Source organism: Sphaerisporangium viridialbum (genome assembly GCF_049674955.1).
GTDB lineage: Bacteria > Actinomycetota > Actinomycetes > Streptosporangiales > Streptosporangiaceae > Sphaerisporangium > Sphaerisporangium viridialbum.
This window is the reverse complement of record NZ_CP187232.1, coordinates 2,107,261-2,133,208: the sequence shown is the minus strand read 5'-3', so window position 1 is coordinate 2,133,208 and position 25,948 is coordinate 2,107,261. Positions and strand designations below refer to the sequence as shown.

20 protein-coding genes and 1 tRNA gene are annotated in these 25,948 nt (G+C 70.4%); 7 read left to right on the top strand and 14 right to left on the bottom strand.

The genetic code is table 11. The features are described from left to right. Nucleotides 1-25 precede the first annotated feature (25 nt). Nucleotides 26-1,042 (bottom strand): ABC transporter substrate-binding protein, encoded by a 1,017-nt coding sequence (locus ACOZ38_RS09535; RefSeq protein ID WP_424529739.1) that lies wholly within the window; start codon nt 1,040-1,042, stop codon nt 26-28. Between the two features lie 22 nt (nt 1,043-1,064). After that, nucleotides 1,065-1,877, bottom strand: a complete 813-nt coding sequence (locus ACOZ38_RS09530) for an ABC transporter permease (RefSeq protein WP_424529737.1) — start codon at nt 1,875-1,877, stop codon at nt 1,065-1,067. Nucleotides 1,878-2,019: 142 nt separating this feature from the next. Between ACOZ38_RS09530 and ACOZ38_RS09525 the strand changes: the two genes are divergently transcribed. From ACOZ38_RS09525 to ACOZ38_RS09515, 3 genes are all read left to right on the top strand, one after another. Next, on the top strand, nt 2,020-3,156 hold the full coding sequence (locus tag ACOZ38_RS09525; protein ID WP_424529736.1) for a LacI family DNA-binding transcriptional regulator: 1,137 nt from the start codon (nt 2,020-2,022) through the stop codon (nt 3,154-3,156). Continuing rightward, nucleotides 3,153-4,310, top strand: coding sequence for a mandelate racemase/muconate lactonizing enzyme family protein (locus ACOZ38_RS09520; protein ID WP_424529734.1), 1,158 nt, complete (start codon nt 3,153-3,155; stop codon nt 4,308-4,310). Before ACOZ38_RS09525 ends, ACOZ38_RS09520 begins: the two co-directional genes overlap by 4 nt. 109 nt (nt 4,311-4,419) lie before the next feature. Further along, nucleotides 4,420-4,493 (top strand) — tRNA-Met (locus tag ACOZ38_RS09515). A gap of 75 nt (nt 4,494-4,568) precedes the next feature. On the opposite strand, the gene ACOZ38_RS09510 is transcribed toward ACOZ38_RS09515, so the two are convergent. From ACOZ38_RS09510 to ACOZ38_RS09490, 5 genes are read right to left on the bottom strand one after another with little or no spacing between them, the layout of a single operon-like run. Then, entirely contained in the window at nt 4,569-5,513 is a 945-nt protein-coding gene (locus tag ACOZ38_RS09510; RefSeq protein ID WP_424529733.1) for a ribonuclease Z, read from the bottom strand. Between the two features lie 28 nt (nt 5,514-5,541). Then, entirely contained in the window at nt 5,542-6,441 is a 900-nt protein-coding gene (locus ACOZ38_RS09505) for an alpha/beta hydrolase (RefSeq protein ID WP_424529731.1), read from the bottom strand. 8 nt (nt 6,442-6,449) lie between these two features. Continuing rightward, nucleotides 6,450-8,300 (bottom strand): S9 family peptidase, encoded by a 1,851-nt coding sequence (locus ACOZ38_RS09500; RefSeq protein ID WP_424529730.1) that lies wholly within the window; start codon nt 8,298-8,300, stop codon nt 6,450-6,452. After that, nucleotides 8,276-10,108 (bottom strand): N-acetylglutaminylglutamine amidotransferase, encoded by a 1,833-nt coding sequence (locus ACOZ38_RS09495; protein ID WP_424529728.1) that lies wholly within the window; start codon nt 10,106-10,108, stop codon nt 8,276-8,278. Before ACOZ38_RS09495 ends, ACOZ38_RS09500 begins: the two co-directional genes overlap by 25 nt. After that, nucleotides 10,108-12,666 carry a glutamate--cysteine ligase gene (locus tag ACOZ38_RS09490; protein ID WP_424529727.1) on the bottom strand — a complete coding sequence of 853 codons (2,559 nt, stop codon included), beginning with the start codon at nt 12,664-12,666 and terminating at the stop codon, nt 10,108-10,110. The genes ACOZ38_RS09495 and ACOZ38_RS09490 overlap by 1 nt, the downstream gene beginning before the upstream one ends. Before the next feature lie 332 nt (nt 12,667-12,998). Here ACOZ38_RS09490 and ACOZ38_RS09485 point away from each other — a divergent pair, with 332 nt between their 5' ends. Then, nucleotides 12,999-15,440 (top strand): N-acetylmuramoyl-L-alanine amidase, encoded by a 2,442-nt coding sequence (locus ACOZ38_RS09485; RefSeq protein ID WP_424529726.1) that lies wholly within the window; start codon nt 12,999-13,001, stop codon nt 15,438-15,440. A 119-nt stretch (nt 15,441-15,559) separates the two neighbouring features. Here ACOZ38_RS09485 and ACOZ38_RS09480 read toward each other — a convergent pair whose 3' ends face one another. The 6 genes from ACOZ38_RS09480 to ACOZ38_RS09455 all read right to left on the bottom strand — a co-directional run bounded on the left by ACOZ38_RS09480 (nt 15,560) and on the right by ACOZ38_RS09455 (nt 22,680). Further along, entirely contained in the window at nt 15,560-16,954 is a 1,395-nt protein-coding gene (locus tag ACOZ38_RS09480) for an NAD(P)/FAD-dependent oxidoreductase (protein ID WP_424529725.1), read from the bottom strand. Between the two features lie 82 nt (nt 16,955-17,036). Further along, a complete protein-coding gene (locus ACOZ38_RS09475; RefSeq protein WP_424536976.1) occupies nt 17,037-17,852 on the bottom strand; it encodes an ABC transporter permease in 816 nt (271 codons plus the stop codon). A 44-nt stretch (nt 17,853-17,896) separates the two neighbouring features. Beyond that, the gene (locus ACOZ38_RS09470) at nt 17,897-18,751 is read right to left on the bottom strand and encodes an ABC transporter permease (protein WP_424529724.1); all 855 of its coding nucleotides are present in this window, start codon (nt 18,749-18,751) and stop codon (nt 17,897-17,899) included. A gap of 5 nt (nt 18,752-18,756) precedes the next feature. After that, a complete protein-coding gene (locus ACOZ38_RS09465) occupies nt 18,757-20,019 on the bottom strand; it encodes an ABC transporter substrate-binding protein (RefSeq protein WP_424529723.1) in 1,263 nt (420 codons plus the stop codon). 8 nt (nt 20,020-20,027) lie between these two features. Then, a complete protein-coding gene (locus tag ACOZ38_RS09460; RefSeq protein ID WP_424529721.1) occupies nt 20,028-21,179 on the bottom strand; it encodes an ABC transporter ATP-binding protein in 1,152 nt (383 codons plus the stop codon). 67 nt (nt 21,180-21,246) lie between these two features. Continuing rightward, nucleotides 21,247-22,680, bottom strand: a complete 1,434-nt coding sequence (locus ACOZ38_RS09455; protein WP_424529720.1) for an aminobutyraldehyde dehydrogenase — start codon at nt 22,678-22,680, stop codon at nt 21,247-21,249. A gap of 265 nt (nt 22,681-22,945) precedes the next feature. On the opposite strand from ACOZ38_RS09455, the gene ACOZ38_RS09450 reads away from it, so the two are divergent. Continuing rightward, nucleotides 22,946-23,446, top strand: coding sequence for an Lrp/AsnC family transcriptional regulator (locus tag ACOZ38_RS09450; RefSeq protein ID WP_405145455.1), 501 nt, complete (start codon nt 22,946-22,948; stop codon nt 23,444-23,446). 87 nt (nt 23,447-23,533) lie between these two features. Here ACOZ38_RS09450 and ACOZ38_RS09445 read toward each other — a convergent pair whose 3' ends face one another. Beyond that, on the bottom strand, nt 23,534-24,379 hold the full coding sequence (locus ACOZ38_RS09445) for a DivIVA domain-containing protein (RefSeq protein WP_424529719.1): 846 nt from the start codon (nt 24,377-24,379) through the stop codon (nt 23,534-23,536). A gap of 112 nt (nt 24,380-24,491) precedes the next feature. Between ACOZ38_RS09445 and ACOZ38_RS09440 the strand changes: the two genes are divergently transcribed. Both ACOZ38_RS09440 and ACOZ38_RS09435 read left to right on the top strand, forming a co-directional pair. After that, entirely contained in the window at nt 24,492-25,250 is a 759-nt protein-coding gene (locus tag ACOZ38_RS09440) for an ABC transporter ATP-binding protein (protein WP_424529717.1), read from the top strand. Beyond that, nucleotides 25,247-25,930, top strand: coding sequence for a hypothetical protein (locus ACOZ38_RS09435; protein WP_424529716.1), 684 nt, complete (start codon nt 25,247-25,249; stop codon nt 25,928-25,930). The genes ACOZ38_RS09440 and ACOZ38_RS09435 overlap by 4 nt, the downstream gene beginning before the upstream one ends. Nucleotides 25,931-25,948: the final 18 nt, after the last annotated feature.

The window sequence follows — 25,948 nt, the reverse complement described above, 5'->3', positions numbered from 1 at the left end:
GTCCGCGGGTTGCCGGTCATCGGGCTCATCCCTTCGGGGCGACGCTCTGGTCCCAGTAGGTGGCCGGGGCCTCGGCCTTGGGGATCACGCCGGTCCTGACGAACGTGTCGATCGTCGTCTTCCAGTCGGCCTCGGTGTTGACCCCGGGTGCCATGCCCTTGGTGGCGTCGGTGTGCAGGAGCGTGAGCGTGGTCTTGAGCTGGTCGAGCAGGACGGTCTTGTCCGGCAGCTGCTCGGAGGCGCCCTGCATGGCGTCGACCGCCGCGTCGGGCTGGGTCTCGGCCGCGGCCCAGGCCTCGCTGGTGGCGGCGACCATGCGCTTGACCAGGTCGGGCTTGTCCTGCGGCAGCTTGCTGGAGCTCAGGAGGCCGTTGCTGAAGAAGTTCAGGCCGAGCTCGGAGAAGCGCAGGTAGGACACCGGCTTGCCGGACTTGCTCTGCATCGTCGGGCCCTGGTCGGAGGCGTAGCCGAGCAGGGCGTCGGCCTGCCCGGACATCACCGCGGCGATCTTGCCGGCCGGGTCGGTGTTCTGCAGCACGACATCGCCGTCGCTCATGCCGTTCTGCTTCAGGAAGGCGGGGAAGGTCTTGGAGAGCGCGTCACCGGCCGTGGAGGCGATCTTCAGGCCCTTGAGGTCGGCGGGCTTGGTGATGTTCTTCGCCGTGAAGAACTGCACGGACGCGGGCGTGGTCTGCAGGTAGACCCCGAGGCTCTTCACCGGGACGCCCTGGCCCACGGCCGCCAGCAGCGCAGGGGTGTCGGCCCAGCCGAAGTCCGTCTGGCCCGCACCGGTGGCCTGGATGGTCTTCACCGACCCCTGGCCCGCCTGGATCTTCAGGTCGATGCCGTGCTTGCTGAAGACGCCCTGCTTCAGCCCGAGATAGAACGGCGCGTGCTCACCGTACGGGTACCAGTTGAGCGTGAGCGTCACCGGCTCGGGACCGCCGGGGCTCGCGGCGGCCTCGCCGGAGGAGCCGCCCCCACAGCCCGCGGTGAGCGCGATCAGCGGCAGGAGTGCGGCGGCGAGAGTACGGAATCTCATGGTCTTCCTTCTTCGAGGATCTTCAAAGAGTGGTGGTGACGGCTTCGCCCCGCCTGCTGGCGTGCCAGGGCAGCATGAGGCGTTCGGCGATCTCCACCAGGGTGAACAGGACGACCCCGATCAGTGACATCAGCAGGAGCCCGGCGAAGAGCATGGGGGTGTCGAGGTTGCCGTTGGCCTGGAGGATCACGAATCCGAGACCCTCGTTGGCGCCGACGAACTCCCCGACGACGGCACCGGTGACCGCCAGGGTGACGGCGACCTTCAGCCCCGAGAACAGGTGCGGAAGCGCCGTGGGGAAACGGATCTTCATGAAGGTCTTCAGCGGGCTCGCGTTCATCGTCGCGGCGAGCTGCAGCATCTCCGGATCGACCGACTTCAGGCCGGTCACCATCGAGATCACGACGGGGAAGAACGCGATCAGCACGGCGACCACGACCTTGGGCGCGAGCCCGAAGCCCAGCCAGACCACGAACAGCGGCGCGATCGCGATCTTGGGGATGACCTGGGCGAACAGGAGGATCGGATAGAGCGTCTTCTCCACCGAGGGCGAGTAGACCATCACCACGGCCGCGAGCACGCCGACGATCACCGCGATCACGAAGCCCAGCACGGTCTCGTACGTGGTCACCCAGGTGTGCTGCCACATGTACGGCCACTTGTCGGCGAGCAGCCGCAGCGTCATGCCGGGCGACGGCACCAGGTAGGCCTGGACGAAGCCGGCCGCGGTGACCACCCACCAGGCCGCGAAGCAGGCCACCAGGAGTGCCACTGGCCGCCACGATCGTTCCACGGCCCGCAGCACCCGGTCCGGCCCGCGACCGACGAGGCTCACGATGATCCGCCTCCTTCTCCTCGCGCGGCCGCCGCTGGAGCGGTGGCCGTGCAAGCGCTTTCTCGATGATCGGAAAGCGCTATCGGAAAGCGCTTTCTCGGCGTACCATAAATTCCGTCTCACATCACGGTCAAGGGGGTTGGTGAACAACGTGTCCGAACAGCCGCAGGTGACCCTCGACGACGTGGCCCGGGCCGCGCAGGTCTCACCCGCCACGGCCTCCCGCGTGCTCAACGGCGCCACCAAGGTCCGGCCGGACCTTCGTGAGCGCGTCCTCGCCGCCGCCGCGGAGCTGGCGTACACGCCGAACGCACACGCGCAGGCCCTCGCCCGGGCGTCCAGCCAGACCGTGGGCGTGATCTGCCACGACATCGGCGACCCCTACTTCGCCGGCGTCGCCAGGGGCGTCATGCGCGCCGCCGCCGACGAGGGCCTGAACGTCATCCTGGGCAGCACGTTCCGCGACCCCGATCGCGAGGTCGCCTACGTCTCCATGATGCGCGGCCAGCGGGTCCGGGCGATCCTGCTCATCGGCTCCGGCTTCGAGGACCGCGCCTGGCGGCAGGCCATGCGGCGTGAGATCGCCCCCTACACCACCGCGGGCGGCCGGGTCGCGGCGGTCAGCCGCCACCAGGACCTCCGCGTCGACACGGTCCTCCCCGAGAACCGCGCGGGCGGCGCCGCGCTCGCCGAGGCGCTGCTGGCGCTCGGCCACCGCGACTTCGCCGTGCTGACCGGGCCTCCCAGCCTCACCACCGTGGTCGATCGCCTGGGCGGCTTCCAGGACGCGCTCGCCAAGGCCGGCATCACCCTGGACCCCGGCCAGGTCGTGGAGGGCGCCTTCACCAGGGACGGCGGGTTCGAGGCCGCCACCGAGCTGCTCCGCAGGGGGCTCCGGGCCACCTGCGTCTTCGCGCTGACCGATGTGATGGCGGTCGGCGCGCTCACCGCCCTGCGCGGGCACGGGCTCGCCGTGCCCGCGGACGTGTCCCTGGCGGGCTTCGACGACATCCCGATCATCGCCGACCTGACGCCGCCCCTCACCACGGTCCGCCTCCCGCTGGAAGAGCTCGGCAAGCGCGTCATGGCCATGGCGCTCCGGCCCGCCAGGCCGCGCAGCCGCATCGAGCGGGTCTCCGGCGAGGTCATCCTGCGCGAGAGCACCGCGCCGCCCGCCCCCAGCCTCGTGCGGGGCGTACGGGCCGTGCCGCTTCACGAGACGCACACCCCGGCACTCCCCGCCGGCCTTCACGAGAACGTTGAAAGGATCTTCGAGTGACCCTGGCCACCCTGTCCATCGACCAGGTCGAGACCTTCGCCGTCGCCCTTCCGACCCTGCGCTCCTTCGGCGTCTCCGGCGGCTCGGTCGCCGTCGCGGGACGTCCGAGCATCCGCGTCCTGGTGAAGGTCAGCGCGGGCGGCGTCCACGGCTGGGGCGAGGCCACGCCGATCCCCGCCTGGACGTACGAGACGGCCGAGTCCATCGTCACGACCATCGACAGGTACCTGGCGCCCGCCATCCTCGGCCGCCCGGCCTTCGATCTCGATGGCGTCACCACGGCGTTCGACCGGGCGATCAACCGGGGTTTCTCCATCGGCGCGCCCCTCGCCAAGTCCGCCGTCGACATCGCCCTCAACGATCTGCTGGGCAGGGCCGCCGGGGTGCCCGTCGGCGTGCTGTGGGGGCAGCGCCGCGCCGAGGAGGTCCAGCTCGCCTGGATCGTGTCCGGGCAGACCGCGGAGGAGGTCGCCGACTGCGTGGCCGAGGGCCGGGAGGCGGGCTACCGCGCGTTCAAGGTCAAGATCGGGCTGCACGCCGAGGAGACCGACCTCGCCATCGTGGCGGCCGTCCGCGACGCGGCCCCGGAGGCGCCCCTGTGGGTGGACGCCAACCAGGCCTACACGTGCGACACCGCCCTCCGCCTGGCCGGGCGGCTGCTCGACCTCGGGGTCACCGCCTTCGAGCAGCCGCTGCCCGCCAACGACGTCGCGGGACTGCGGCGCATGCGCGACTCCTCGCCCCTGCCCGTCGCGCTCGACGAGAGCCTGCGGCACCCGACCGACCTGGCCACCTTCGTGAAGCTCGGCGCGGTCGACGTGGCGATCGCCAAGGTCCAGCGCAGCGGCGGTCTCACGCTCTCACGGCGGCTCTGCCAGCTCGCGGAGGACTCAGGGGTCAGGCTCATGGGGTCCGGCCTCACCGACGGGGACATCGGCCTCGCCGCGTCCCTGCACCTCTTCTCCGCGTACGGCATCACCGGGCCGGTGGACCTCAACGGCAGGCAGTTCATCGACTCCGCCTACGCCACCGGCGCGACCGTCAAGGTCACGGGCGGGGTCGCGCACGTCCCCAACGGGCCCGGCCTCGGCGTGGAGGTCGACGAGTCGGTGGTGCGCCGCCTGGCGGTGGACGTCCTCACGGCGAGGCCCTGACCGCACGGCCACCGGCCGCCCCCGCCGGGTACGGACGCGACCGTACGGCGGCCTTGGAGTGATCCGGTTTGCGTCCTCCGCGATCGGCGGTATGGTTGTGAAACACCGACGCGGGGTGGAGCAGCTCGGTAGCTCGCTGGGCTCATAACCCAGAGGTCGCAGGTTCAAATCCTGCCCCCGCTACAAAGAAAGGCCCTGGTCACAGCGTTCACTGTGACCAGGGCCTTTGTCATGAGGGGCGCCTCGTCCGTGGGAACGTCAGCGCCGGGGCGGCAGGGCGTCGACGGGGCGGCGGCGGGGCGGCACGGGGACGCGCAGCAGGTCCTCGGCGACCACGATCTCTCCGTCGAAGTGCCGGCGGGCCTGGGCGCCGAAGTCCGCGGGACTGGTGTAGCGCTGGGAGAAGTGCGTCAGCACCAGCCGGCGCACACCGCACTCGCGGGCCACCCGCCCGGCCTCCCCCGCGGTCAGGTGCCCGAAGTCGTGGGCCAGGCGGGCGTCCTCGTCCAGGAACGTCGACTCGATGACCAGCAGGTCGGCGCCGGCCGCGAGGGTGAAGATCCCATCGCACAGCCGGGTGTCCATGACGAAGGCGAACCGCTGGCCCAGGCGCGGCTCGCTGACCTCCTCGACCGAGACCGTGCGCCCGCCCACGCGGACGCTCCCCTCGCGCCGCAACTCCCCGACGCGCGGGCCGGTGAGGCCGTGGGCGGCGAGCAGGTCCGGGCGCATGCGCCGCCCGTCCGGCTCGACCAGCCGGTAGCCGTAGGCCTGCACCGGATGGTCGAGCGGGTGGGCCTCGATCCGGCCGAAGCCGCCCTCGGCGATCACTCCAGGCTCGCGCACCGGCTGGGCGATCACCGTGCCCGTCTCGTGGTAGGAGCTGGCGTGCCTCAGCCGGGCGAAGTACTCGGCGCCGGAGGCCGGGAAGTGGGCGTAGACCGGGTGGGGCACGCGGTCCAGCGAGATCCGCTGGATCACGCCGGGCACTCCGAGGCAGTGGTCGCCGTGGAAGTGGCTGATCAGGATGTGGTTCACGTCGGCCGCCGCCACCCCGGCCATGGTCATCTGCCTCTGGGTGCCCTCGCCGGGGTCGAACAGCAGCCCGGCGCCGTCCCACCGCAGCAGGTACCCGTTGTGATTGCGGTGCCGGGTGGGCGTCTGGCTGGCGGTACCGAGGACGACGAGCTCACGCGTGGACACCTGCGCCAGGATAGGCCCGCGCGGCCGGTCAGAGGTGCTCGGCGAGGAAGGCGGCGGTCGCCTCGACGGCCTGGGTGACGTAGGGCTCGGTGTCGTAGAGGTCGATGTGGAGCCTGGCGTCGAGCCAGACGAGCTTCTTCGGCTCGTCCATGCGCTTGTAGGCCTCCTCGGCGCCCTCCGGGGAGCAGAAGCCGTCCACGACGCCGTGCACGATCAGGCCGGGCTTGGGCGACAGGAAGTCGGCGCCCATCATGTTGTCCACGGTGATCAGCTCGCGGATGGACGTGCGGGTGATCGTGTTCTTCCACGACGGGGAGGCCGAGCGCTCGGTGCCGTAGTAGGCGAACGGCTCCTCCCCCTGCATCGCCGCCTCGCCGAAGACCGCCACCGCCGGGAAGTACTCCGCGTCGCCGCCGCGGTCCTGCCGCTCGAACACCTCGGTGAAGGAGGCCAGCGCCTCCTGGTAGCCCTCCTCGGTCATGCCGGACCGCATGGCGTACGGATTGTTGTACGCGCCGGCGATGCCCACGAAGGCCTTCACCCTCGGGTCGAAGGCCGCGAACCGCAGTGCGTAACCGGCGCCCAGGCAGACGCCGACGGCGCCCACGCGCTCGCCGTCCACCTCGGGAAGGCCGCGCAGGTAGGACACGGCGGCCCGCAGGTCGCCGAGCTTGCCCTGCGGGTCCTCGTGGTGGCGCGGCGTGCCGCCCGACCGCCCGAAGTTGCGGTGGTCGAACGCCAGCGTGACGTACCCCGCCTCGGCGAGGCGAGCCGCGTACAGGCCCGCGACCTGCTCCTTCACCCCGGTGAGCGGGCCGGTGAACACCAGCGCCGGATGGGGGCCCTCACCCTCCGGCACCCTGAGGTCGCCGGCGAGCGTGATGCCGTCGGCGGTGAACTCCACTTGATCAACCAGTCGGTCAGCCATGCCGGAAGTCAACCGCGGGAACGGCCCGGCTGTTCCTCGAACCACCGCCCGAGCCACCCGACGACGGCCTCCGCGAAGGCGATCTTGTTGGCCGTCCGCACGGTCTCGTGGCCCTCGTCGTGGAAGAGCAGGTAGCGGCACGGGATGCCGCGCGCGGTGGCCTCGGCGACGACCTGCTCGGCCTCGTACACCGGCACGTTGGTGTCCTGCGCGCCGTGGACGACGAGCAGCGGCGCGGCCAGCCTGTCGAAGGAGTGGATGGGCGACAGGGCCCGCAGCAGATCGCGGTCGGCCACGGGGTCGCCGTACTCGGAGACGGCCGCGGCGGCGATCCACGGCTCGGTGCGGGCGTAGAAGGTCGCGAAGTCGGCCATGCCGCACACGTCCACCCCGGCGCGGAACAGCTCGGGGTAGGTCACCAGGGCCGCGAGCGTGAGGTAGCCCCCGTACGAGCGGCCCATGCAGGCCACCCTGCCGGCGTCGGCGACCTCCGTGCGCACGAGGTATTCGACGCAGTCGGCCACGTCGTCGATGGCGTGGAAGCGCAGGGCGTGGTTGTCGGCGTCGAGGAACGCGCGCCCGAAGCCCGAGGAGCCCCGTACGTTCGGCGCGAACACACTGATGCCGGCCGCCAGCAGCCGCTGGAAGAGCGGGTTGAACGTCGGCCGCTGCTGGCTCTCGGGGCCGCCGTGCAGGTAGATCACGCACGGCGTGCGGGACGGCCCGGCGCGGTACAGCCAGCCGCTCAGCTCCAGGCCGTCCCTGGCGTGGAACCGGACCAGCTCGGCCTCGACGGGGTCGGGGAGGGGGTCGTCACCGGCCACCCGGCGGTAGGCGCCGGTCGCGAGGTCGCACAGCAGGACGTGCGAGGGCGTGGCGGGGCCTTCCCCCGCCAGGACGGCCAGCGCACCGTCCAGGGACAGCCGCGCGGAGCTGATCACGTCGGCCGGGGGCGGCGGGAGCGGCCGGGTGCCGCCCTCCACCAGGTCGGCCACCTCCAGCTCGGAGCGGCCCGCGACGTTCCAGACCAGCAGGGCCACCGTGCCGTCCACGCTGACGGAGAACCGGTCGAGCTCGGCGTCGGGGCGCTCGGCGATCACCTGGGGAGCCCCGCCCATCGGCATCGCGATCAGCGCCATGCGGTCGCGGCCGGCGTTGGAGCGGATGTAGGCCACCTCGCCGTCGGGGGACAGCATGCCGAGGTCGGTGGTGGGCGGCAGGAGCGGGCGTTCCTTCCCGAAGGGCAGGTCGGCGACCGACATCTCGCGCATGCCGCGGGGCCCGTGGCGCAGCAGCACCCGGCTGTGGTCGCGGCTCACCGCGCTCGGCCACATCAGCGGGCCGACCGCGATGGTGTCGCGGTGGCCGAGGCTCGCGTCAATGAGCACGGCCTCCGTGGAGCCGGAGGCGGCCAGCTCGGCGACGAGAAGCGTGGACCCCTGCCCGGTCCACCGCACGAAAACGGCGGAGCCCTGGGCCGGGGTGTCCGTCGGCCCGGCGAGCAGGCGGCGGTCGGTGCCGTCGGGCCGTACGGCCCACACCTGGGTGTGCTCTCCCCCGCCCGGCGAGACCAGGACGGCCAGCCACTCGCCGTCGGGCGACCAGAGCACGTTGCCGACCGGCTCGGGGCCGGTGTCGATCACCCGTGCCTCCGGCACGCGCGCAGGGGGCACGGAGTAACGGCCCGTCAGCGACGCCTCATGCCCCCCGGCCACATGCTCGGGCAGGGGCTGGACCCAGGCGCGTGGCGAGCCGTCGCGGTCGCTGACGAACGCGACGGCCCGGTTGTCCGGCGACAGGGCGGGGAAACGGCAGATCCACGAGACGTCGACGGTCAGACTCCTTGTGCTTGAAGCCACAACTCAAGGAGTCCAAGTTGCCACAACACGTTGGCTCCCAGGGTGGTTCTGTGGTCATCGGGCGCGGCGAGCAGCCGGTCCACCATCGCGGGACGGAACAGGCCTCGCGAACGGGCGGCGGGGCCGGTGAGCGCGTCGCGCACCATCGCGAGGAACGGCCCGTGGATGTGGCGGATCGCCGGCACGGGGAAGTATCCCTTCGGGCGGTCGATGACCTCGTCGGGGACGATCCCCCTGGCCGCGGCTTTGAGCACGCCCTTGCCGCCCGCGGCCAGCTTGAGCTCGGGAGGGCACATGGCGGCCAGCTCGACCAGGTCGTGGTCGAGGAACGGCGTGCGCGCCTCCAGCCCGAAGGCCATCGTCATGTTGTCGACCCGCTTGACCGGGTCGTCGACGAGCATGACGTTGGTGTCCAGGCGCAGCACGGCGTCGAGCGCGGTGTCGGCGCCGGGCATGGCGAGGTGCTCGCGGGCGAAGGCGCCGCTGACGTCCGCACCGAGCAGGTAGTCCGGGCCGAGCACCTCGGCCAGGCCCTCGTGGGCGCGGTCGAAGAAGACCTTCGCGTACACGTCGGCCGCGTCGCCGCGCGGGACGTTCTCCAGGGGCGGGTACCAGTCGTAGCCGGCGAAGACCTCGTCGGCGCCCTGGCCGGACTGCACGACCTTGACGTGCCGCGACACCTCCTCCGACAGCAGGTGGAAGGCGACGCAGTCATGGCTGACCATGGGCTCGCTCATCGCCGCGACGGCGTCGCCCAGGGAGGGCAGCAGCCGCCGGTCGTCGACGAGGATGCGGTGGTGGTCGGTGCCGAAGCGCCGGGCGACCAGGTCGGAGTAGGCGAACTCGTCCCCCGACTCCCCGCCCGCCGCCTGGAAGCCGACGCTGAACGTCGCGATGTCCCGCTGCCCCTCCTCGGCCAGCAGGGCGACGATCAGGCTGGAGTCCAGTCCGCCCGACAGCAGCACGCCCACCGGCACGTCCGCCACCGTGCGGCGGCGCACGGCCACCCTGAGCGCCTCCAGCACGGCCTCCCGCCACTCGCCGGCGCCCATCTCGCCCCTGCCGGTCTGGAGCACGTCGAGCTGTACCGCGCCGGGCTGGAGCACCCCCGGCTCCCGGGGACGCTCGAAGGCGGGGTTCCAGTAGTGGTCGTCGTGCGCCGTGCCGTCGGGCTCGATGGTGCGCACGGTGGCGGGCGGCAGCTTCTCCACACCGGTCAGGATCGTGCGGGGCGAGGGCACCACGGAGTGGAAGGTCATGTAGTGGTGGAGTGCCACGCGGTCGATGTCGGTGCGCACCCCGCCGCCGGCGAGCAGCGCGGGCAGGGTGGAGGCGAACCGCAGCCGCGCGGCGTCCCTGGTGATGTACAGCGGCTTGATGCCGAGCCGGTCACGGCCCAGCACCAGGCGCCCGGTGTCCCGCTCGGCGACGGCGAACGCGAACATGCCCTTGAAGTGGTCCACGCACCGCGCGCCCCAGTGGCGGTAGGCCTTCAGCAGCACCTCGGTGTCGGAGGTGGAGAAGAACCGGTGGCCCTCCCCCAGCAGCACCTCGCGCAGTTCGCGGTAGTTGTACAGGCAGCCGTTGAACACCCCGGCCAGCCCGGCCTCGGCGTCGACCATGGGCTGCGCTCCGCGGTCGGACAGGTCGATGATCTTCAACCGCCGGTGGCCGAGCGCCACGGGGCCGAGCGCCCACAGGCCCGTGCCGTCGGGCCCGCGCGCGGCCATGGCCGCCGTCATGCGCTCGACGGCCCCCACGTCGGCCGCGCGGCCGTCGAAACGGATCTCACCGCTGAGGCCGCACATCAGACGACCTCCCTCAGCAGCCAGGTGTCCTTCGCCCCGCCGCCCTGCGAGGAGTTGACGATCATGCTGTCGGGCGGGGCCACGCGGGTCAGCGCCGCCTGCGGGACGACCGGCTCCCTGCCCGTGAACACGAACGCGCGCAGGTCGATCACGTGCGGGCGCAGGCGCTCGCCGTCGAAGGTCGGGTGCGTGGACAGGGCCACCGTCTCCTGCGCCACCCAGCGCTCCGGAGCGGCGAGGATCTCATCCCGGATCGCCTTCAGCTCGCCCGCCGAGGCGTCCTGGCCGATCATCACCCCCTGTCCGCCGAAGCCGTCGACCGGTTTGACCACCAGCTCCTCCAGCCGGTCGAGCACGTGCTCACGGTCTTCGGGGTCGCGGCAGAGATAGGTCGTGACGTTGGCAAGCAGGGGACGTTCTCCCAGGTAGTAGTCGATGAGCCGCGGCACGTAACGGTACAGGCTCTTGTCGTCGGCGACGCCGTTGCCGGGCGCGTTGGCGAGCGTGAGCGTCCCCCGCTCGATCGCGTCGAGGAGCGCGGCCCCGATCGGGCTCGCCAGCAGGGCGTCCTCCTCGATCCTGCGGTACAGCACGTCCACGCGCCGCCCCGAGGCGTACACCACTCCGTCCCTGACCTCCAGGCCGGCGGGCTCGGCGAGGACCGCGTCCATCTGCTCGGCGAGCGTGCGGTGCTCGTAGTACGCCGGGTCCTCCGGCCCCGAGGTGATCACCCCGATCGCGGGGTCGCTCATGGGCGAGGCCGCGAGCAGCGCCTCGCGCAGCAGCGACGCGGTGCCCTCGGGGTCGAGGACCGCCGAGCGGTCGAGCTCGGGAAGCACGTGGGCCGCCATCCGCCGGTTGCCCACCGCGTAGCCGATGCCGGAGGGCACCCGCAGGTTGTCCTCCAGCACGACCCACCGCCCGGCGCCGTCGCGGGCCACGTCGAGCCCGGCGACCGAGCACCTGATGGACTCGGCGTGCACCCGCCAGCCCGCGGGCCGGTAGCCGGGCGACTCGTCCACGGCCCACGCGGGAAGCACCCGGTCCTTGATCACCTCACGCCTGCCGTACACGTCGCGCAGGAAGGCCTCGAGCGCGCGGACCCGCTGGGGCATCCCCTCGCGGATCTTCGCCCAGTCGTCGGCGGCGACGAGCCTCGGCACGAGGTCGACGGGCATCTTGCGGGACAGGTCGGTCGCCTCCTGGTCCGCGGCCTCGCCCTCCAGGCCTTCGGCGCCCTTGACCTGGAAGGTCATGCCGGACTCGCGCATGTAGCGGTTGCGCGCGGTCTCCCGCTCGCGCAGTTCCACCGGGCCGAGCCGGTCGAGCATCTTGAGCACCGGCTGGTACGGCTCGCGGACGGTGCCCTCGATCACGGCCTCGTCCTGCACCGCGTCGTAGCCCTTGAGCAGGGTGGTCTCCAGGCCGGGGTTGGGGCCGCCGAACTCGGTCTGCCAGCCGTCCGAGCGGGTCTCGGCCACCAGGAGGTCGACGACGTCCGACAGCGTCCCGCCGCGCTCCAGCACCCGCCGCTGGCGGGCGGCCGAGCTGCCCCTGCCCAGGGTGTCCTCGGCGAGCGTCGTCACCAGGTCCCAGTCGCCGGTGGCCTCAAGCTGGGGGCGCAGCCCGTCCAGCATGCGCCTGATCACCTCGGCGGCCGGCATGGCCGTGCCCTCGACCGGGTCCACGAGCGTGCCTTCGAGCCCGGAGCGCGCCGAGCGCCAGGTCGCCGCCCGGACGATCTCCATGCGGATCGGCGACCTCGGCCCGTCGTTCTCGATGGCGTGCAGCTCGCGCAGGACCACGGCGCGGAAGATGCCGGCCAGCAGGACGACCTTGCCCACGCCCGGGCAGGCGTCGCACATGCGCAACTCGACCGTGGAGACGTGCGCGGAGGGGCGCACGTCGAAGTAGATCATGCCCGGGTCCATGATCACGCCGGAGCGCACGAGGTCCGCGACCATCTGGTCGTACTCGGCGGCGGACGCGAAGTGGCGCACCGGGCCCGTGGTGGGCCAGCGGTTCCACACCAGGGTGCGGTAGCTGGCGTATCCGCTGTCGGCCCCGAGCCAGTAAGGCGAGCTCGCGCTGAGCGCCAGCAGTGGCGGCAGCCAGGGGGACACGCGGTGGGCCACCTCGACGGCGAGGTCGCGGTTGGCGACGTCCACGTGCACCTGCGCGCCGCAGATCAGCTGCTCACGGGTGAGTAACTGATAGTCCTCAAGCATCTGCTCGTACCGGGCGTCCGGTGAGATCTTCAAGGCCGCCGGGTCCACCAGGGGCACCGCGCCCGCCGCCACGATCCCGAGCCCGAGGCCGTCCGCCGCCTCGATCACCGTGCGGCGCAGGGCGGTCAGGTCGTGCCCGAGATCCTCCAGCCGCACGTACGGGCGGCTGTTCGACTCGACCACCGAACGCTGCAGCTCCTGCGTGAAACGCTCGCCAGGCAGCCGCTCAAGGAGATGACCGGCGCGTGGAACGAGGTGGCGAGTCTCGAGGTCCACTACGTGGAACTCCTCCTCAACGCCAACGGCGACCGACTCCGCGAGACCCGTCATTCCACCATCCTTCATACGCCCATCAAGCAGGGGTGTTTGATGGGCTTCTGCCCACAAACCACCTAAATGCACGTCACGATGGAACTCTTCGGTTTGTGATTTCCCCCGCATGCGCGAACGCCCGGGGCGGGCACATCACCGTCTGCGGACAGACTCTCGCGCCATGTAACTTTCTTTCACGCTCGCCCGGATCTTAATAAATTCTTTACACCCTGCCCTGGCGCCGGACCTCGATGCGGAGGTGTGATTACTCCGGCCTGAGCCCCCACTCAGGCACTCGAGAAGGAGTCACATCGGTGATATCTTCACTACGGCGCGCGACCGTATCGGGTGTGTCCGCGGCGCTTCTGCTGTCCGTCGCACCCGCCGCCCTCGCGGCGGGCGCCACGCTCCAGCAGTCGGCCGACACCCCTGTGTCCTGCGCGGCCACGCTCTCCACATCGACGCGCGAGGCGGCGTTCTCCGAAGCGTCCAAGGCCACGGGCGTGCCAGAAGCCCTGCTGAAGGCGGTGTCGTACATGGAGTCCCGCTGGGACGACCACCACGGCCGGCCCAGCGGTGGCGGCGGCTACGGCGTGTTCGATCTGAGCGCCGAGACACCCGAAGCCTGGGACGGTTCCGGTAAGGGCCGCACGACCGGCACCCGGAGCCAGATCGAGACGGCGGCCGGACTGACCGGCCTCTCGGTGGCCGCCCTCAAGGAGGACCCGAACGCCAACGTCTGCGGCGGCGCGGCGCTGCTGGCGTCCTACCACAAGGGGGGCGGCGGGCTGTCCGGCTGGCGGAGCGCGGTGGCGCGCTTCGGCGACAAGAACAACTTCGTCGAGCAGGTGTACCGGACGCTGAAGAAGGGCGAGAGCCGCGTCACCGGCGACGGCCAGCGGGTGACGCTGAGCGCCGACCCCTCGGTCACGGTGCCGAGCGAGCAGCCGGCCGCCGCCCACGGCACCGACTGCCCGGCGGACCTCGGCTGCGAGTGGCTCGAGGCGCCGTACGCGAAGGCGAACCTCGCCGATCCGGACAACACCGGGAACTACGGCAACCACGACATCGCCGACCGGGCCGGACCGGGCGGGCCGAAGCTCCAGTACATCGTCATCCACGACACCGAGGGCGGTTACGCGTCCTCCGTGAGGCTGGTCCAGGACCCCACCTACCTCGCGTGGAACTACACGATCCGCTCCTCCGACGGGCACATCGCCCAGCACCTCGACGCCAAGGACGTGGGGTGGCACGCCGGGAACTGGTACGTGAACATGCACGCGATCGGCATCGAGCACGAGGGCTTCGCCGGGACCGCCGGCTGGTACACCGAGTCGATGTACCAGACCTCGGCGGCGCTCGTGAAGCACCTCGCCGAGAAGTACGGCATCCCGCTCGACCGGGCCCACATCATCGGACATGACCAGGTGCCCGGCACTCTCCTCGGGAACACCAAGAGCGTGCACTGGGACCCGGGGCCGTACTGGGACTGGGACCACTACTTCGAACTCCTCGGCGCCCCGATCGGCGGCACGCAGCGGACCACGGCCGATGTGGCGGCCGGCGACGTCGTGGAGGTGCGGACCGGCTACCGTGACAACGCGCAGACCGTCACGGGGTGCACGCAGGCGTCACCGGGCTCGCCCGACTGCGTCCCGGGGGCGGGGACGAACTTCGTTCCGCTCTACCAGTCGCCGTCCGAGAGCGCGCCGCTCGCCAAGGACCCGGGGTGGAAGCCGAACGGCGCCGACGGCACGACCTACGCGAGCGACATCAGCGCGCGCGTCAATTCCGGTCACAAGCTCGTCGTCGCACAGGTCCAGGGCGACTGGCTGGGCGTGTGGTGGGCGGGCTCCCTCGCCTGGCTGCACAACCCAGCCGGCGCGCCCGTCGTGGTCCGCACCACGGCCAAGACGGTCACGGTGAAGTCCGCGACGACACCGGCCAACATATACGGCCGTGCGTACCCCGAGGCGTCCGCGTACGCGGGCACCGGCGTCCCCGTGCAGTCGCTCTCGGCGCTGGAGTACAAGATCCCGGCCGGGCAGACCTACGCCGTCAGCGACGACGCCGTGGTCACCGACTACTACCGCGCGGTCAGCTTCGACGGGTCGGCTTCCGGTGACCGCACCGACGTCATCGGCCAGGACGGGTACTACCAGCTGTGGTACGCGCACCGCCAGGTGTTCGTCCGCGCGGCCGAGGTGGACCGGCACGACCCGCGGAAGCCGGCGGTGACCAACACCGCGCTCCCGGCCATCAGCGGGAACGCCAAGGTCGGAGAGGACCTCACCGCGTCGAGCGGCTCGTGGTCGCGGCAGGTGGCGGGCTTCGGCTACCAGTGGTACGTCGACGGCGTGGCCGTCGGCGGCGCTACCGGAACGACGTACCGGCCGCGTCCGGCCGACCTGGGCAAGAGCGTGACCGTCGAGGTCACCGTGGACGACCCTTACTTCGCCGACGCGTCGGCGCGGTCCGAACCCGCAGGACCGGTCGCCCGCGGGACGTTCACGTCCGTCGAGGCACCGGCCGTGACCGGCGTCGCCAAGATCGGCCGGTGGCTGAAGGCGTCAGCCGGGACATGGGCACCCTCACCGGAGACGGTGGCCTACCAGTGGCTGCGCGACGGCGTCCCGATCAGGGGGGCGACGGCGAACACCTACCACATCAAGGGGCTGGACCGGGGGGCGCGCCTCTCGGTCCGGGTGACGGTGTCGGGCACCGCCTACGACACGGGGAACGCGACCTCACAAGCGACCGCCAAGGTGACTCCGCTGGGCCACGCGGGGTGACGGAAGGCACGGTGACGACAAGCGCGAGATGAGCGCCTGAGCACCTCGGGGGACGCGTCCGGCCTATGGTCCGGACGCGTCCCCCGGGAAGCGCTCAGCGCGTCGCGAAGGCCATGCCCTCAGGAGTCGAAGCCCAGCCCGAGCCTGTCGAGGGTGCGGAGCCAGAGGTTGCGGCGGCCCTGGTGGGCGTCCGCCCGGGCGATCGACCACCGGGTGAGCTGGATGACCCCCGACCTGATCGGCTCGGGCGGGAACGGCACGGGCTTCTCGCGCACCATCCGCAGCTCGGTGCGCTCGGTCTGTTCCCCCGACAGCAGGTCCAGCATCACGTTGGCGCCGAACCGCGTGGCCCCGACGCCGAGCCCGGTGTACCCGACGGCGTACGCGAGCCGTCCCCGGTGGGCCTTCCCGAAGAACGCGCTGAAGCGGCTGCACGTGTCGATCACCCCGCCCCAGCGATGGGTGAACCTCAGATCGGCCAGCTGCGGGAACGTCGTGGCGAAGTGGCCGGCCAGAGTCGCGAAGGTCGCGTCGCGCTGCTCGTACTCCTGCCTGACCATGCCGCCGTTGTAGTACACGGCGTCGTACCCGCCCCACAGGATGCGGTTCTCCCCGGTGAGCCGGTAGTAGTGGAACTGGTTCGCGCCGTCGCCGATGCCCTGCCGGTTGTGCCAGCCGACCGACTCGAGCTGGGACGGGGTGAGCGGCTCGGTCATCAGCGCGTAGTCGTACACCGGCACCAGGAAGTTCCTCAGCCGTCCGAGCAGCGGGGGGAACACGCCCGTCCCGAGGGCCACCTTGGCCGCGCGCACCCTGCCGTGCGGGGTCATGAGCTCGATGGCGACGCCGTCGTCCTTGAGCGAGCGCACCGGGCTGTGCTCGTAGATGCGCACGCCCAGCGACAGGCACGCCTCCCGCAGGCCCCACGCGAGCCGCGCCGGGTCGACCATCGCGCAGCCGTCGCGGTCCCACTGCCCGCCCACGTAGGTCGGGGAGCTCACCTCGGCCCGCACCTGGTCGGCGTCGAGGAGCCTGACGTCCATGCCCAGCTCCCGGGCGATGCCGGTGTCCTCGGCCAGGCCGTCGAGCTGCCACGGCTCGGTGGCCACGTGCAGCTCGCCGGTCCGCTCGAAGGAGCAGTCGATGCCGTACCTGGCGACGGTCCGCTCGATCTCGTCGAGGTTCTCCCTGCCCAGCCGTACGAGCGTGGAGATCTCCTGTGGCCAGCGGGCGAGGCCGTTGCCCAGCCCGTGGGTGAGGCTGGCGACGCAGAAGCCGCCGTTGCGCCCCGAGGCGGCCCAGCCGACGCGCCTGCCTTCGAGCAGGACGACGTCGAGCGAGGGGTCGCGTTCCTTGGCCATGAGGGCGGTCCACAGGCCGGAGAACCCGCCGCCGACCACTGCCAGGTCGGCGGCCGTGTCCTCGAAGAGCCGCCGCAACGGCTCGGGTTTGTCCGGACTGTCCAACCAGTACGGCTTACGCTCCGCGTCAGCCAGTGCTTTCAGCGGATCCACGATTCCACGTCCTAACGAACCACGTCGATCTTGCCTGCCCGGCGGGACCGGTGTCCCGTACCGGGGGGTCGTCTCCCGCGCGTCAGCTCCGGCGCCGGGAGGTCACCGTGTTGACCACGGCGATCGCCACGCCGACCGCGAAGATCAGCGTGCCGAGGATGTTGACCTGCGGAGGCACGCCGATGCGGACGGCTCCGTAGATCCACAGCGGGAACGTGATGGTCGCTCCGCTGGTGAACTGGGTGATGACGAAGTCGTCGATCGACAGCGCGAAGGCGAGGAGCGCGCCGGAGACCACGCCCGGCAGGATCATCGGGAACGTGACCCGCCAGAACGTGATCCACGTCGAGGCGCCGAGGTCGCGTGCCGCCTCCTCGATCGACCCGTCCAGGCCCACCACGCGCGCCCGTACGGTCACCGCGACGAACGACACCGAGAACAGCACGTGCGCGAGCACGATCGTCATGTACCCGGTCTGCACGCCGAGGGCGACGAACAGCGACAGCAGCGAGGCCCCCATGACCAGCTCGGGCGAGGAGATCGCGGCGAACATGACCAGGTTGGTCGGGCCCTGACCGCGGAAGCGGTACCGGCCGAGGGCGATGCCGAGCAGCGTGCCGAGCACGGTGGTGATCAGGGTTGCGACCAGGGCGATACTCAGGGAGTTCACCACGGCTGTGGTGAGGTCGGGGTAGTCCCCGAGCCGCCCCCACCACTTGAAGGTGAAGCCCTGCCAGCTGACGTTGGACTTGCTCTTGGTGTCGTTGAAGCCGAAAGCGATCATCACCGCGATCGGGGCGAACAACCACAGGAGGATGAGCCACGTGTAGCCGAAGAGCAGGCGGTCGCCCCACCGGGGGCGCCGGCGGCGCCGTACCCCGATCGAGGGCTCCGGCATGCCGTTCATGGCCTGCGTAGGGAGCGCTGGGCTGACTGGACCGCTCATCGCGCCGCCGCCTCCAGGACGTTCTCGGTGCCGAGTGCCTTGGCGTAGACGAAGATGCCGACGAGCATCGCCGCCATCAGCGTGAACGACAGCGCCGCACCGACCGGATAGTCGTTGTTCACCAGGTACTGCGTTTGGATGACGTTGCCGATCATCGTGTTGGCCGGCCCGCCGAGGATGGACGCGTTGACGTAGTCCGAGGTCATCGGGACGAACGTCATCAGGACGCCGGCGAACACGCCCGGGAGGGAAAGCGGGAGCACGATCTTGGTGAACGACGTGCGCCACGTGGAGTAGAGGTCCTGCGACGCCTCCACGATCCGCGGGTCGACCCGCTCCAGGGCCACGTAGATCGGCAGCACCATGAAGGGCAGGTAGTTGTAGGTCAGGCCGCCGATGACGGCCGCGGTCGTCGCCAGCACATGGAAGTCCTGGGGCAGCAGGCCGATGTTCTTGAGCGGCTCCAGCAGGATGCCGTCGTCGGCGAGCAGGAACTTCCACGACACGGTGCGGAGCACGAACGACACGAAGAACGGCAGCAACACCAGCAGCAAGTACGTCGACTTGCGGGCGCCACCCTTGAAGGCGATCCAGTACGCCATGGGGTACGCGATCACGATCGCGAGGATCGTCCCGGCGGCCCCGTAGGCCACCGAGCGCACGAACTGTGTCTTGTACTCCACTAGGGCGTTGCTGAAGTTGGCGAAGTGGAAGGTCTGCAGGAAACCGTTGACGACGTCGCCCTCCATCGTGGAGACCGAGGCCATGAAGACCAGCGGCACCACCAGGAAGATGACCAGCCACAGTCCGCCCGGAAGGACGAGCAGGTAGGGAGCGATCTTGCGTCTCATGGGTCCTAGCCCTGGGTGATCGGCTGGAAGATGCCTTGGAAGACCTTTTCCTCGGCGTCGGTGAGGCTCTTGTACGACCGGACCCTGGCCAGGTCGGACTCCGAGGGGTAGATCAACGGGCTCTCGGCCATGACTTCGAGCGACTTCTTGTCGTCGCCCTTGGCGGAGGCCGCCTTCGCCCTCACGAGGTCCTGCGTAGAGGGAACCGGGGTGATGTAGGTGATGTACTCCGCCAGCGCGACCGCGACCTTGGGCTGGTAGACGTAGTCCATTATCGCCAGCGCGTCGACCGGGTTCTGGGCGGTCTTCGGGATGCACATGTTGTCGGTCCAGATGTTGCCGCCCTCTTGGGGGACGACGAACCTCAGGTTCTGGCCTTCGAGGTTCTGCTGGTAGATGTCGCCCGACCACGCCATGGTCACCCAGATATCCCCGCGGGCCAGCGCGTCGACCCAATCCTGTTCATAGTATTTCCGGACAAGTCCGGCATCGCGCTGCTCCTGGAGCTTCTTCCCGGCCTTCTCCCAGTCGGCCTGGACCGACTTGTCCGGGTCGATGCCGAGCGCGAACATCCCGAAGTTCGCGACCTCCTGCGTGTCGACGAACATGCCGACCTTGCCCTTGTACTTCGGGTTCCAGAGCTCCTGGATGCTGGTGATCTCGCCGTCGACGTACTTCGGGTTGTACGCGATGCCCGTCAGGCCCGACTGCCACGGAACGGTGTAGGTGTTGCCCGGGTCGTAGCTCGGGTTCTTGAACCTCGCCCCCGCGTTGGCCGCGAAGTTCGGCAGCTTGGCGTGGTCGAGCGGGACCAGGTAACCGAGATCCATGGCCTTGCCGAGCTGCAGGCCGTTGGTCATGACCATCAGGTCGAAGCCGATGTCCTGCCCGGCGGCGAGCTGCGGCTGGATCTTGCCGAACCAGGTGGAGTTGTCCTGGATGGCCTCCTGGTAGGTCACCTGGATGCCGGTGTCCTTGGTGAACGCCTCCAGAGTGGGATACCGCTTGCCCTCCTTGTCGATGTACAGGGGCCAGTTGGCGAAGCGCACCAAGCCGTTCTTCTTCTTGTCCGCCCAGTAGCTCGCCACGGCGTCCTGCTTGGGCGCGGCGACCTTCCGGCCGGGAATGCTGCAGGCCGTGAGCGCGAGGGCGGCGGCGGACACGCCGGCCATTCGCAGTGCTTCTCGCCGGGTGAGACGCGAGCCGTCGCGGTGACGGCTCTGCGTCAGCCCACGCAGGAACGCGGGATCACGCGATGGGTCGTTCATGGGGACTTTCAACTTCCAATCGCGTACGAGTGCTGCGGCTGCCACGACAGCCAGACGGAGTCACCGCGCTCCGCCGTGATACTGCTGTCCCTGGCGTTCTGCTCGAAGACCGTGAACTCGGCACCACCCGCGAGGTTCACGGCGTAGCTGTTGTAGGTGCCCAGGTAGACGACCTCCGCCACGGTGCCGCGTACCGCGCTGAGGTCCGCGCCGGGCTCGTCGTGCGAGATCCGGATCTTCTCCGGCCGCACGGTCACCTCGACCGCGCCGCCCTCCCGCGTGCCGTCCGCCACCGGTACGAGCACCCGGTCGCGGTCGCCGACCCTGATCGTGGCCGTGCCGCCGCTGACCGCCTCGGCCGTGCCGCTCAGCAGGTTGGAGGTGCCGATGAACCCCGCCACGAACTTGGTCGCGGGACGCTCGTAGATCTCCCTCGGCCCGGCGAGCTGCTCGACCAGGCCGTCGTTCATGACGGCGATGCGGTCGCTCATGGTGAGCGCCTCGTTCTGGTCGTGAGTGACGTAGACGAACGTGATGCCGACCTCGCGCTGGATCCGCTTGAGCTCGATCTGCATCGCCTGGCGGAGCTTGAGGTCGAGCGCGCCGAGCGGCTCGTCCAGGAGCAGCGCCCGGGGGTTGTTGACCAGGGCTCGCGCGAGCGCGACCCGCTGCTGCTGGCCGCCCGACATCTCACGCGGGCGCCGCTTCTCACGGCCGACGAGATCGACGATCTCCAGCATCTCGCCCACCCGCCGCTTGATCTCCTGGTCGGGTACGCGCCTGCGCCGGAGGCCGAACGCCACGTTCTCCCAGACGTTCATGTGCGGGAAGAGCGCGTAGGACTGGAAGACCATGTTCACGTCGCGCTTGTTCGGCGGTACGTCGGTGACGTCCTGCCCTTGCAGCCGTACGGTGCCCCGCGAGGGGTCCTCGAACCCGGCGATCATCCGCATGGTGGTGGTCTTGCCGCAGCCTGACGGGCCCAGCATGGAGAAGAATTCGCCCTCGGCGATCGACAGGCTGACGCCCTTGACCGCCTGCACGACCTCACCATGCGCTTGGTATTCCTTGACGACTCCGTCGAGTTCGATGGCGGGCACCGGGGAGATGTCGGAGGCGGCCGCGGAGGCCGCCTCCTTGCCCGCCTGGATTTCGGTCATTCCAGGCTATCCCTCTTCTATGTCGGCAGCCGTGCGCCGTTGTAGTGCATGTGTGCTGCCGCGATGATCATTCACCGATGTAGTGCATGACGTGCTTGACCCGGGTGTAGTCATGCAGGCCGAAGACCGACAGGTCCTTTCCGTAGCCCGAGTGCTTGAACCCGCCGTGCGGCATCTCGGAGACGAACGGGATGTGGGTGTTCACCCACACCACGCCGAAGTCGAGCCGCCTGGACATGCGCATCGCACGCCCGTGGTCGGAGGTCCACACCGAGGCGGACAGGCCGTACTTGACGTCGTTGGCCTTGGTGACGGCCTCGGCCTCGCCGGAGAAGGTCTGGACCGTGATGACCGGGCCGAACACCTCGGTCTGGATCATCTCGTCGTCCTGCTGGAGGCCGTCCACGATGGTCGGCTCGAACAGGTAGCCCTTCTCGCCGATGCGCTTGCCGCCGGTGACGACCTTCGCGTGGCCGGGCACCCTTTCGAGGAAGCCCTCGACGCGGGCGAGCTGGTTCTCGTTGTTGAGCGGGCCGTAGTAGGCGTCCTCGGTGTCCAGGCCGCCGGTCTTGGTGGCCGCGGCCGCCGCCGCCAGCGCCGCCACGAAGGGCTCGTGGATGCTCTCGTGCACGAGGACGCGGCAGGCGGCGGTGCAGTCCTGCCCGGCGTTGTAGAGGCCGGCCCCCGCGATCGCCTCGGCGACGGCGCCGATGTCCTTGACGTCGTCGAACACGACGACCGGCGCCTTGCCGCCGAGCTCCAGGTGGACCCGCTTGAGGTCCTCGGCCGCGGACTTCGCGACCTGCACGCCCGCGCCCACCGAGCCGGTGATCGCGACCATCGACGCGGCCGGGTGGCCGACGACCCTGGCGCCGGTCTCGCGGTCGCCGACGACGACGTTGAACACGCCCGCCGGGAGGATCTCACCCATGATCTCGGCCAGCTTGACCGTGGAGACCGGGGTGGTGTCCGACGGCTTGAGCACGACCGTGTTGCCCGCGGCCAGCGCCGGGGCGATCTTCCAGACGGCCATCATCATCGGGTAGTTCCACGGCGTGACCTGGCCCACGACGCCGATCGGCTCGTGGCGGATCACCGAGGTGTGGTCGGCGAGGAACTCACCGGAGGTCGGCCCCTCCAGCGTGCGCGCGGCGCCCGCGAAGAAGCGGAAGTGGTCGGCCGCGGGCGGGATCTCGTCCTCTGCCATGCGCGCGCGGGGCTTGCCCGTGTTGAGGCACTCCGCCTCGACAAGCTCCTCGCCGCGTGCTTCGATGGCATCAGCGATCTTCAACAGGTAACCGGCACGCTCGCCCGGCGTCGTCTGCCCCCACGACTCGAACGCGGCGACCGCCGCGGCGTAGGCTGCGTCGACGTCCTCCTGGCCGGAGACCGGCGCCTGGAGATAGACCTCCCCGGTGCTCGGATCGATCACATCGGAGAACTGGCCGCTCTTGGCGTCCGCGAGTTCACCGTTGATGAAGTTCTGCAGACGGGTGGTCAACGTTGACCTCCTCGTGAGGTGGCTGAGTTGTCGCGACTCTGACAGAGGTCAGACGGAACGACAAGGGATTTCGTCGCGAATATATCAAATTGCTACGAAATCGCTTGACAGGGCACGATGAACTGACAACATGTCGCACCAGGACGGCAACACGGCGGGAACGGCCCCGTAATCAGTTTGCGGTAGGCGACGGAGTGCCTGGTCCGCCGGTCCGGAGGGGGTGCTCCCGCCGGGGCCGGCAGGGTGTTAGGGAGGACGCACGGAGATGACGACGCCGCCGAAGGCCCGACGGGACAACAACCACGACGCCAGGCCGGGTCCGGTGGTTCTGGACGAGATCTCCAAGCAGATCATCGAGGAGCTGCAGGCGGACGGGCGCAAGCCGTACGCCGCCATAGGTAAAGCCGTGGGACTGTCGGAGGCGGCGGTGCGCCAGCGCGTGCAGCGCCTGCTCGACGCCGGCGTGATGCAGATCGTCGCCGTCACCGACCCGCTCACCCTGGGCTTCCCCCGGCAGGCGATGATCGGCATCAAGTGCGAGGGCGACCTCGAGACCGTCGCCGACAAGCTGGCCTCCATCGACGAGATCGACTACGTCGTCCTGACCGCGGGGTCGCTCGACATCATGGTGGAGGTCGTCTGCGAGGGCGACAACCACCTCCTGGAGATCCTCGGCAAGATCCGGGCCATCCCGACCGTCCGGGCGACCGAGACGTTCGTCTACCTCAAGCTGCGCAAGCAGACCTACTCGTGGGGCACCCGCTGACCGGCCGCCCTGCGCGGCGCCCGGGCGTCCGCACCTCGCCATGGACGGCGCCGTTCCGCTTCTCGCCGTACTAGAGCGGTCGCCACGTCAGACGGGCTGCTCCTGCCCTCCGACCAGGGCGCCTCTGCGGTCCAGGACGTCGGCGATCTCCGCGAGGAAGGCGTCCACCTGGGCCACGGCGTAGCCCGTCTTGAAGACCACCGTCGAGAAGGTCGCCTTCCTGACCTGCTCGGCGGTGAGCGGGTGGTCGGTCGTCCCGCGCAGGGTGGCGACGATCCGGTCGAGGAACACGTCGACCTCGTCCTCGTTGTAGCCGGCCCCGAGCCGCCCGGGGCGGAACAGTACACGCTCGACCCGCACCGCCTGCGTCTCCAGCCAGGCCGCCATCAGGGCCTCGGCGACCGGCTGCTGCCCGTTCGGGGCCTCCGGCGACTTCGGCGTCTCACCGAGCCCCGGCAGGGTGGGCGCCTCGTCGTCCTCCTCCACCGGCTCCGCCGCGGAGTCCTGGTGCGCCTGGTGGAATCCGTCCCTCGCGGGCTCGCTCCAGGCGTCCCGCCGCCTGCCCGCCACCCACTCCCCCGGGGCGTCCACCGGCTCCGCCGAGTGCCCCGCGGCAACGCTGAACCGCTCCGCGGAGATCCCGGGCGCGTCGCCGGAGCGCTCCATCACCGGCGCGGCCTGGGGGAACTCGGGGGAGGGCGTGCCCCGGGTCTCCACCGCGACCACGAAGGCGTCCAGCGCGTAGTCCACCGCCAGCTCGTTGTAGCCGCCCAGCTTCGTGTCGAAGCGCGCCATGCGGATCTCGTCGGCCGTGACCGGGGCGCCCTCCAGCAACCCTCGCCCCAGTGTCGCCTCGATGCGCACGATCAGCGCGTCGACCTGGTCGGGGTCATATCCGGTCCGCACCCCCAGCACTCGTGGAAAGCGGTTCACGCCTTGTCCTCCCGGTTCACACCCCCGCATTTATTTCTCTTCTTTACCATTCTGCGGGGATGACATGGGGAAATCCAGAAAGTTAGCGATTGGCCGGTAGGCTGCCGAACCTATGCGGCTCGCGAACCTCTCCTATCGCTACGCCCGCCGCGCCCCCTGGGTCCTGCACGAAGTGGACCTCGACCTGCCCGCGGGCACGGTCGCCGAGGTGACGGGGCGCAATGGCGCGGGCAAGTCCACGTTGCTCAGGCTGCTGGCCGGCACCGCGCGTCCGAGCCGAGGTTCGGTCTCCGGCCGTCCCCCGGTCGTCGGGTACGCGCCCGAGATCTTCCCGGTGCAGCAGCCGTTCACGGTCACCGCGTACCTCGCGCACATGGCCGCCGTCCGAGGGGTCGCGGCGACGTCCATGGATCCGTGGGTCGAGCGCCTGGGCATGGCCACGCTCCTCGACGTGCCGCTCGGCGACCTGTCCAAGGGCAGCGCCCACAAGGTCGGGCTGGCGCAGGCCCTGCTCGTCCCACCGGGCCTGCTGATCCTCGACGAGCCGTTCTCCGGGCTGGACGAGCAGACCCGCGCCGAGCTTCCCCGCGTCATCGACGAGGTGGCGGCCGCCGGAGGCATCGTCGTGGTCAGCGACCACCAGAACGGCCTCACGGGGCGCCCCGGCGTCACCCACCTGAGAGTCGAGAACGGCATGGTCCGCGCGGTGGCCCCGGCGGAGGTACAGGACATGGCGCGGGACGGGTCCCCCGGTGACGGCCCGGCACGATCGATCATCGAGGTGCTGGTGGACGCCGGTGACGCCGAGGCGGTCGCGCGGAAGCTCCAGGCCGACGGTTACGAGGCCAGGATCCGAGGAGAGGCGCGATGAGGCCCACGGCGTTGCTCACACGGTTCAAGATCTCGGCGTACCTGAGGTCCCACCGCGTCGTCCAGCCGTTCGTCGGGCTGCTGGCCGTCATGATCATCCTGTACTCCTCCCGCGTGGCCCTGGGCCAGGAGCTTCCCTCATACGGCGACTCGGCGGCGCTGCTCGTCCCCGTCTTCGCGTGGGCGACCAGAGGGCTGCTCGACACCGAGCCCGACGTGCAGCGGCTGATCTCGGTCACTGCGGCGGGGCGGCCCGGCCGCGAAGTGGCGGCCGGGCTCGCCGCCTCCGCGCTCGTCAGCGCGGGCCTGGCCGTCCTCGCCCTCGTGCTGCCGCTGGCCATCGGCTTTCGCGCGCTGCCCGGGACTGCGGTGCTGCTCGGCGGTCTGGCTCTGCACGTGCTCTCGGTGCTCACCGGCATCGCCCTGGGTGCGCTCGCCAGCCGCCCCATCCTGCCGGACGCGGCGACCTCGGCGCTGACGATGCTCGGCGGCTACGTCGCCGTCCTGCTGCTCAGCCTCGCGCCCGTCACCTGGCTCACAGTCCCGATCATCAGCTGGATGCGCGCGGCCGGACAGGACGCCTTCCTGAGCCGGTCACTTCCGGGCCTCGCGACCGTGACCGTCTTCTGGTGCGCCCTCGCCCTCTTCGCCTACATCCGGCTCCGCCGCACGCGGCCATAGCCGGTCCTGTCACCCCTG

Excerpts from the sequence above, each read along its gene's own strand:
- ACOZ38_RS09450 (WP_405145455.1), top strand. The coding sequence starts at position 22,946 with ATGACGACGCCGCCGAAGGCCCGACGGGACAACAACCACGACGCCAGG.
- ACOZ38_RS09470 (WP_424529724.1), bottom strand. The coding sequence starts at position 18,751 with ATGAGACGCAAGATCGCTCCCTACCTGCTCGTCCTTCCGGGCGGACTG.
- ACOZ38_RS09465 (WP_424529723.1), bottom strand. The coding sequence starts at position 20,019 with ATGAACGACCCATCGCGTGATCCCGCGTTCCTGCGTGGGCTGACGCAG.
- ACOZ38_RS09490 (WP_424529727.1), bottom strand. The coding sequence starts at position 12,666 with ATGACGGGTCTCGCGGAGTCGGTCGCCGTTGGCGTTGAGGAGGAGTTC.
- ACOZ38_RS09440 (WP_424529717.1), top strand. The coding sequence starts at position 24,492 with ATGCGGCTCGCGAACCTCTCCTATCGCTACGCCCGCCGCGCCCCCTGG.
- ACOZ38_RS09495 (WP_424529728.1), bottom strand. The coding sequence starts at position 10,108 with ATGTGCGGCCTCAGCGGTGAGATCCGTTTCGACGGCCGCGCGGCCGAC.
- ACOZ38_RS09460 (WP_424529721.1), bottom strand. The coding sequence starts at position 21,179 with ATGACCGAAATCCAGGCGGGCAAGGAGGCGGCCTCCGCGGCCGCCTCC.
- ACOZ38_RS09435 (WP_424529716.1), top strand. The coding sequence starts at position 25,247 with ATGAGGCCCACGGCGTTGCTCACACGGTTCAAGATCTCGGCGTACCTG.
- ACOZ38_RS09535 (WP_424529739.1), bottom strand. The coding sequence starts at position 1,042 with ATGAGATTCCGTACTCTCGCCGCCGCACTCCTGCCGCTGATCGCGCTC.
- ACOZ38_RS09505 (WP_424529731.1), bottom strand. The coding sequence starts at position 6,441 with ATGGCTGACCGACTGGTTGATCAAGTGGAGTTCACCGCCGACGGCATC.
- ACOZ38_RS09475 (WP_424536976.1), bottom strand. The coding sequence starts at position 17,852 with ATGCCGGAGCCCTCGATCGGGGTACGGCGCCGCCGGCGCCCCCGGTGG.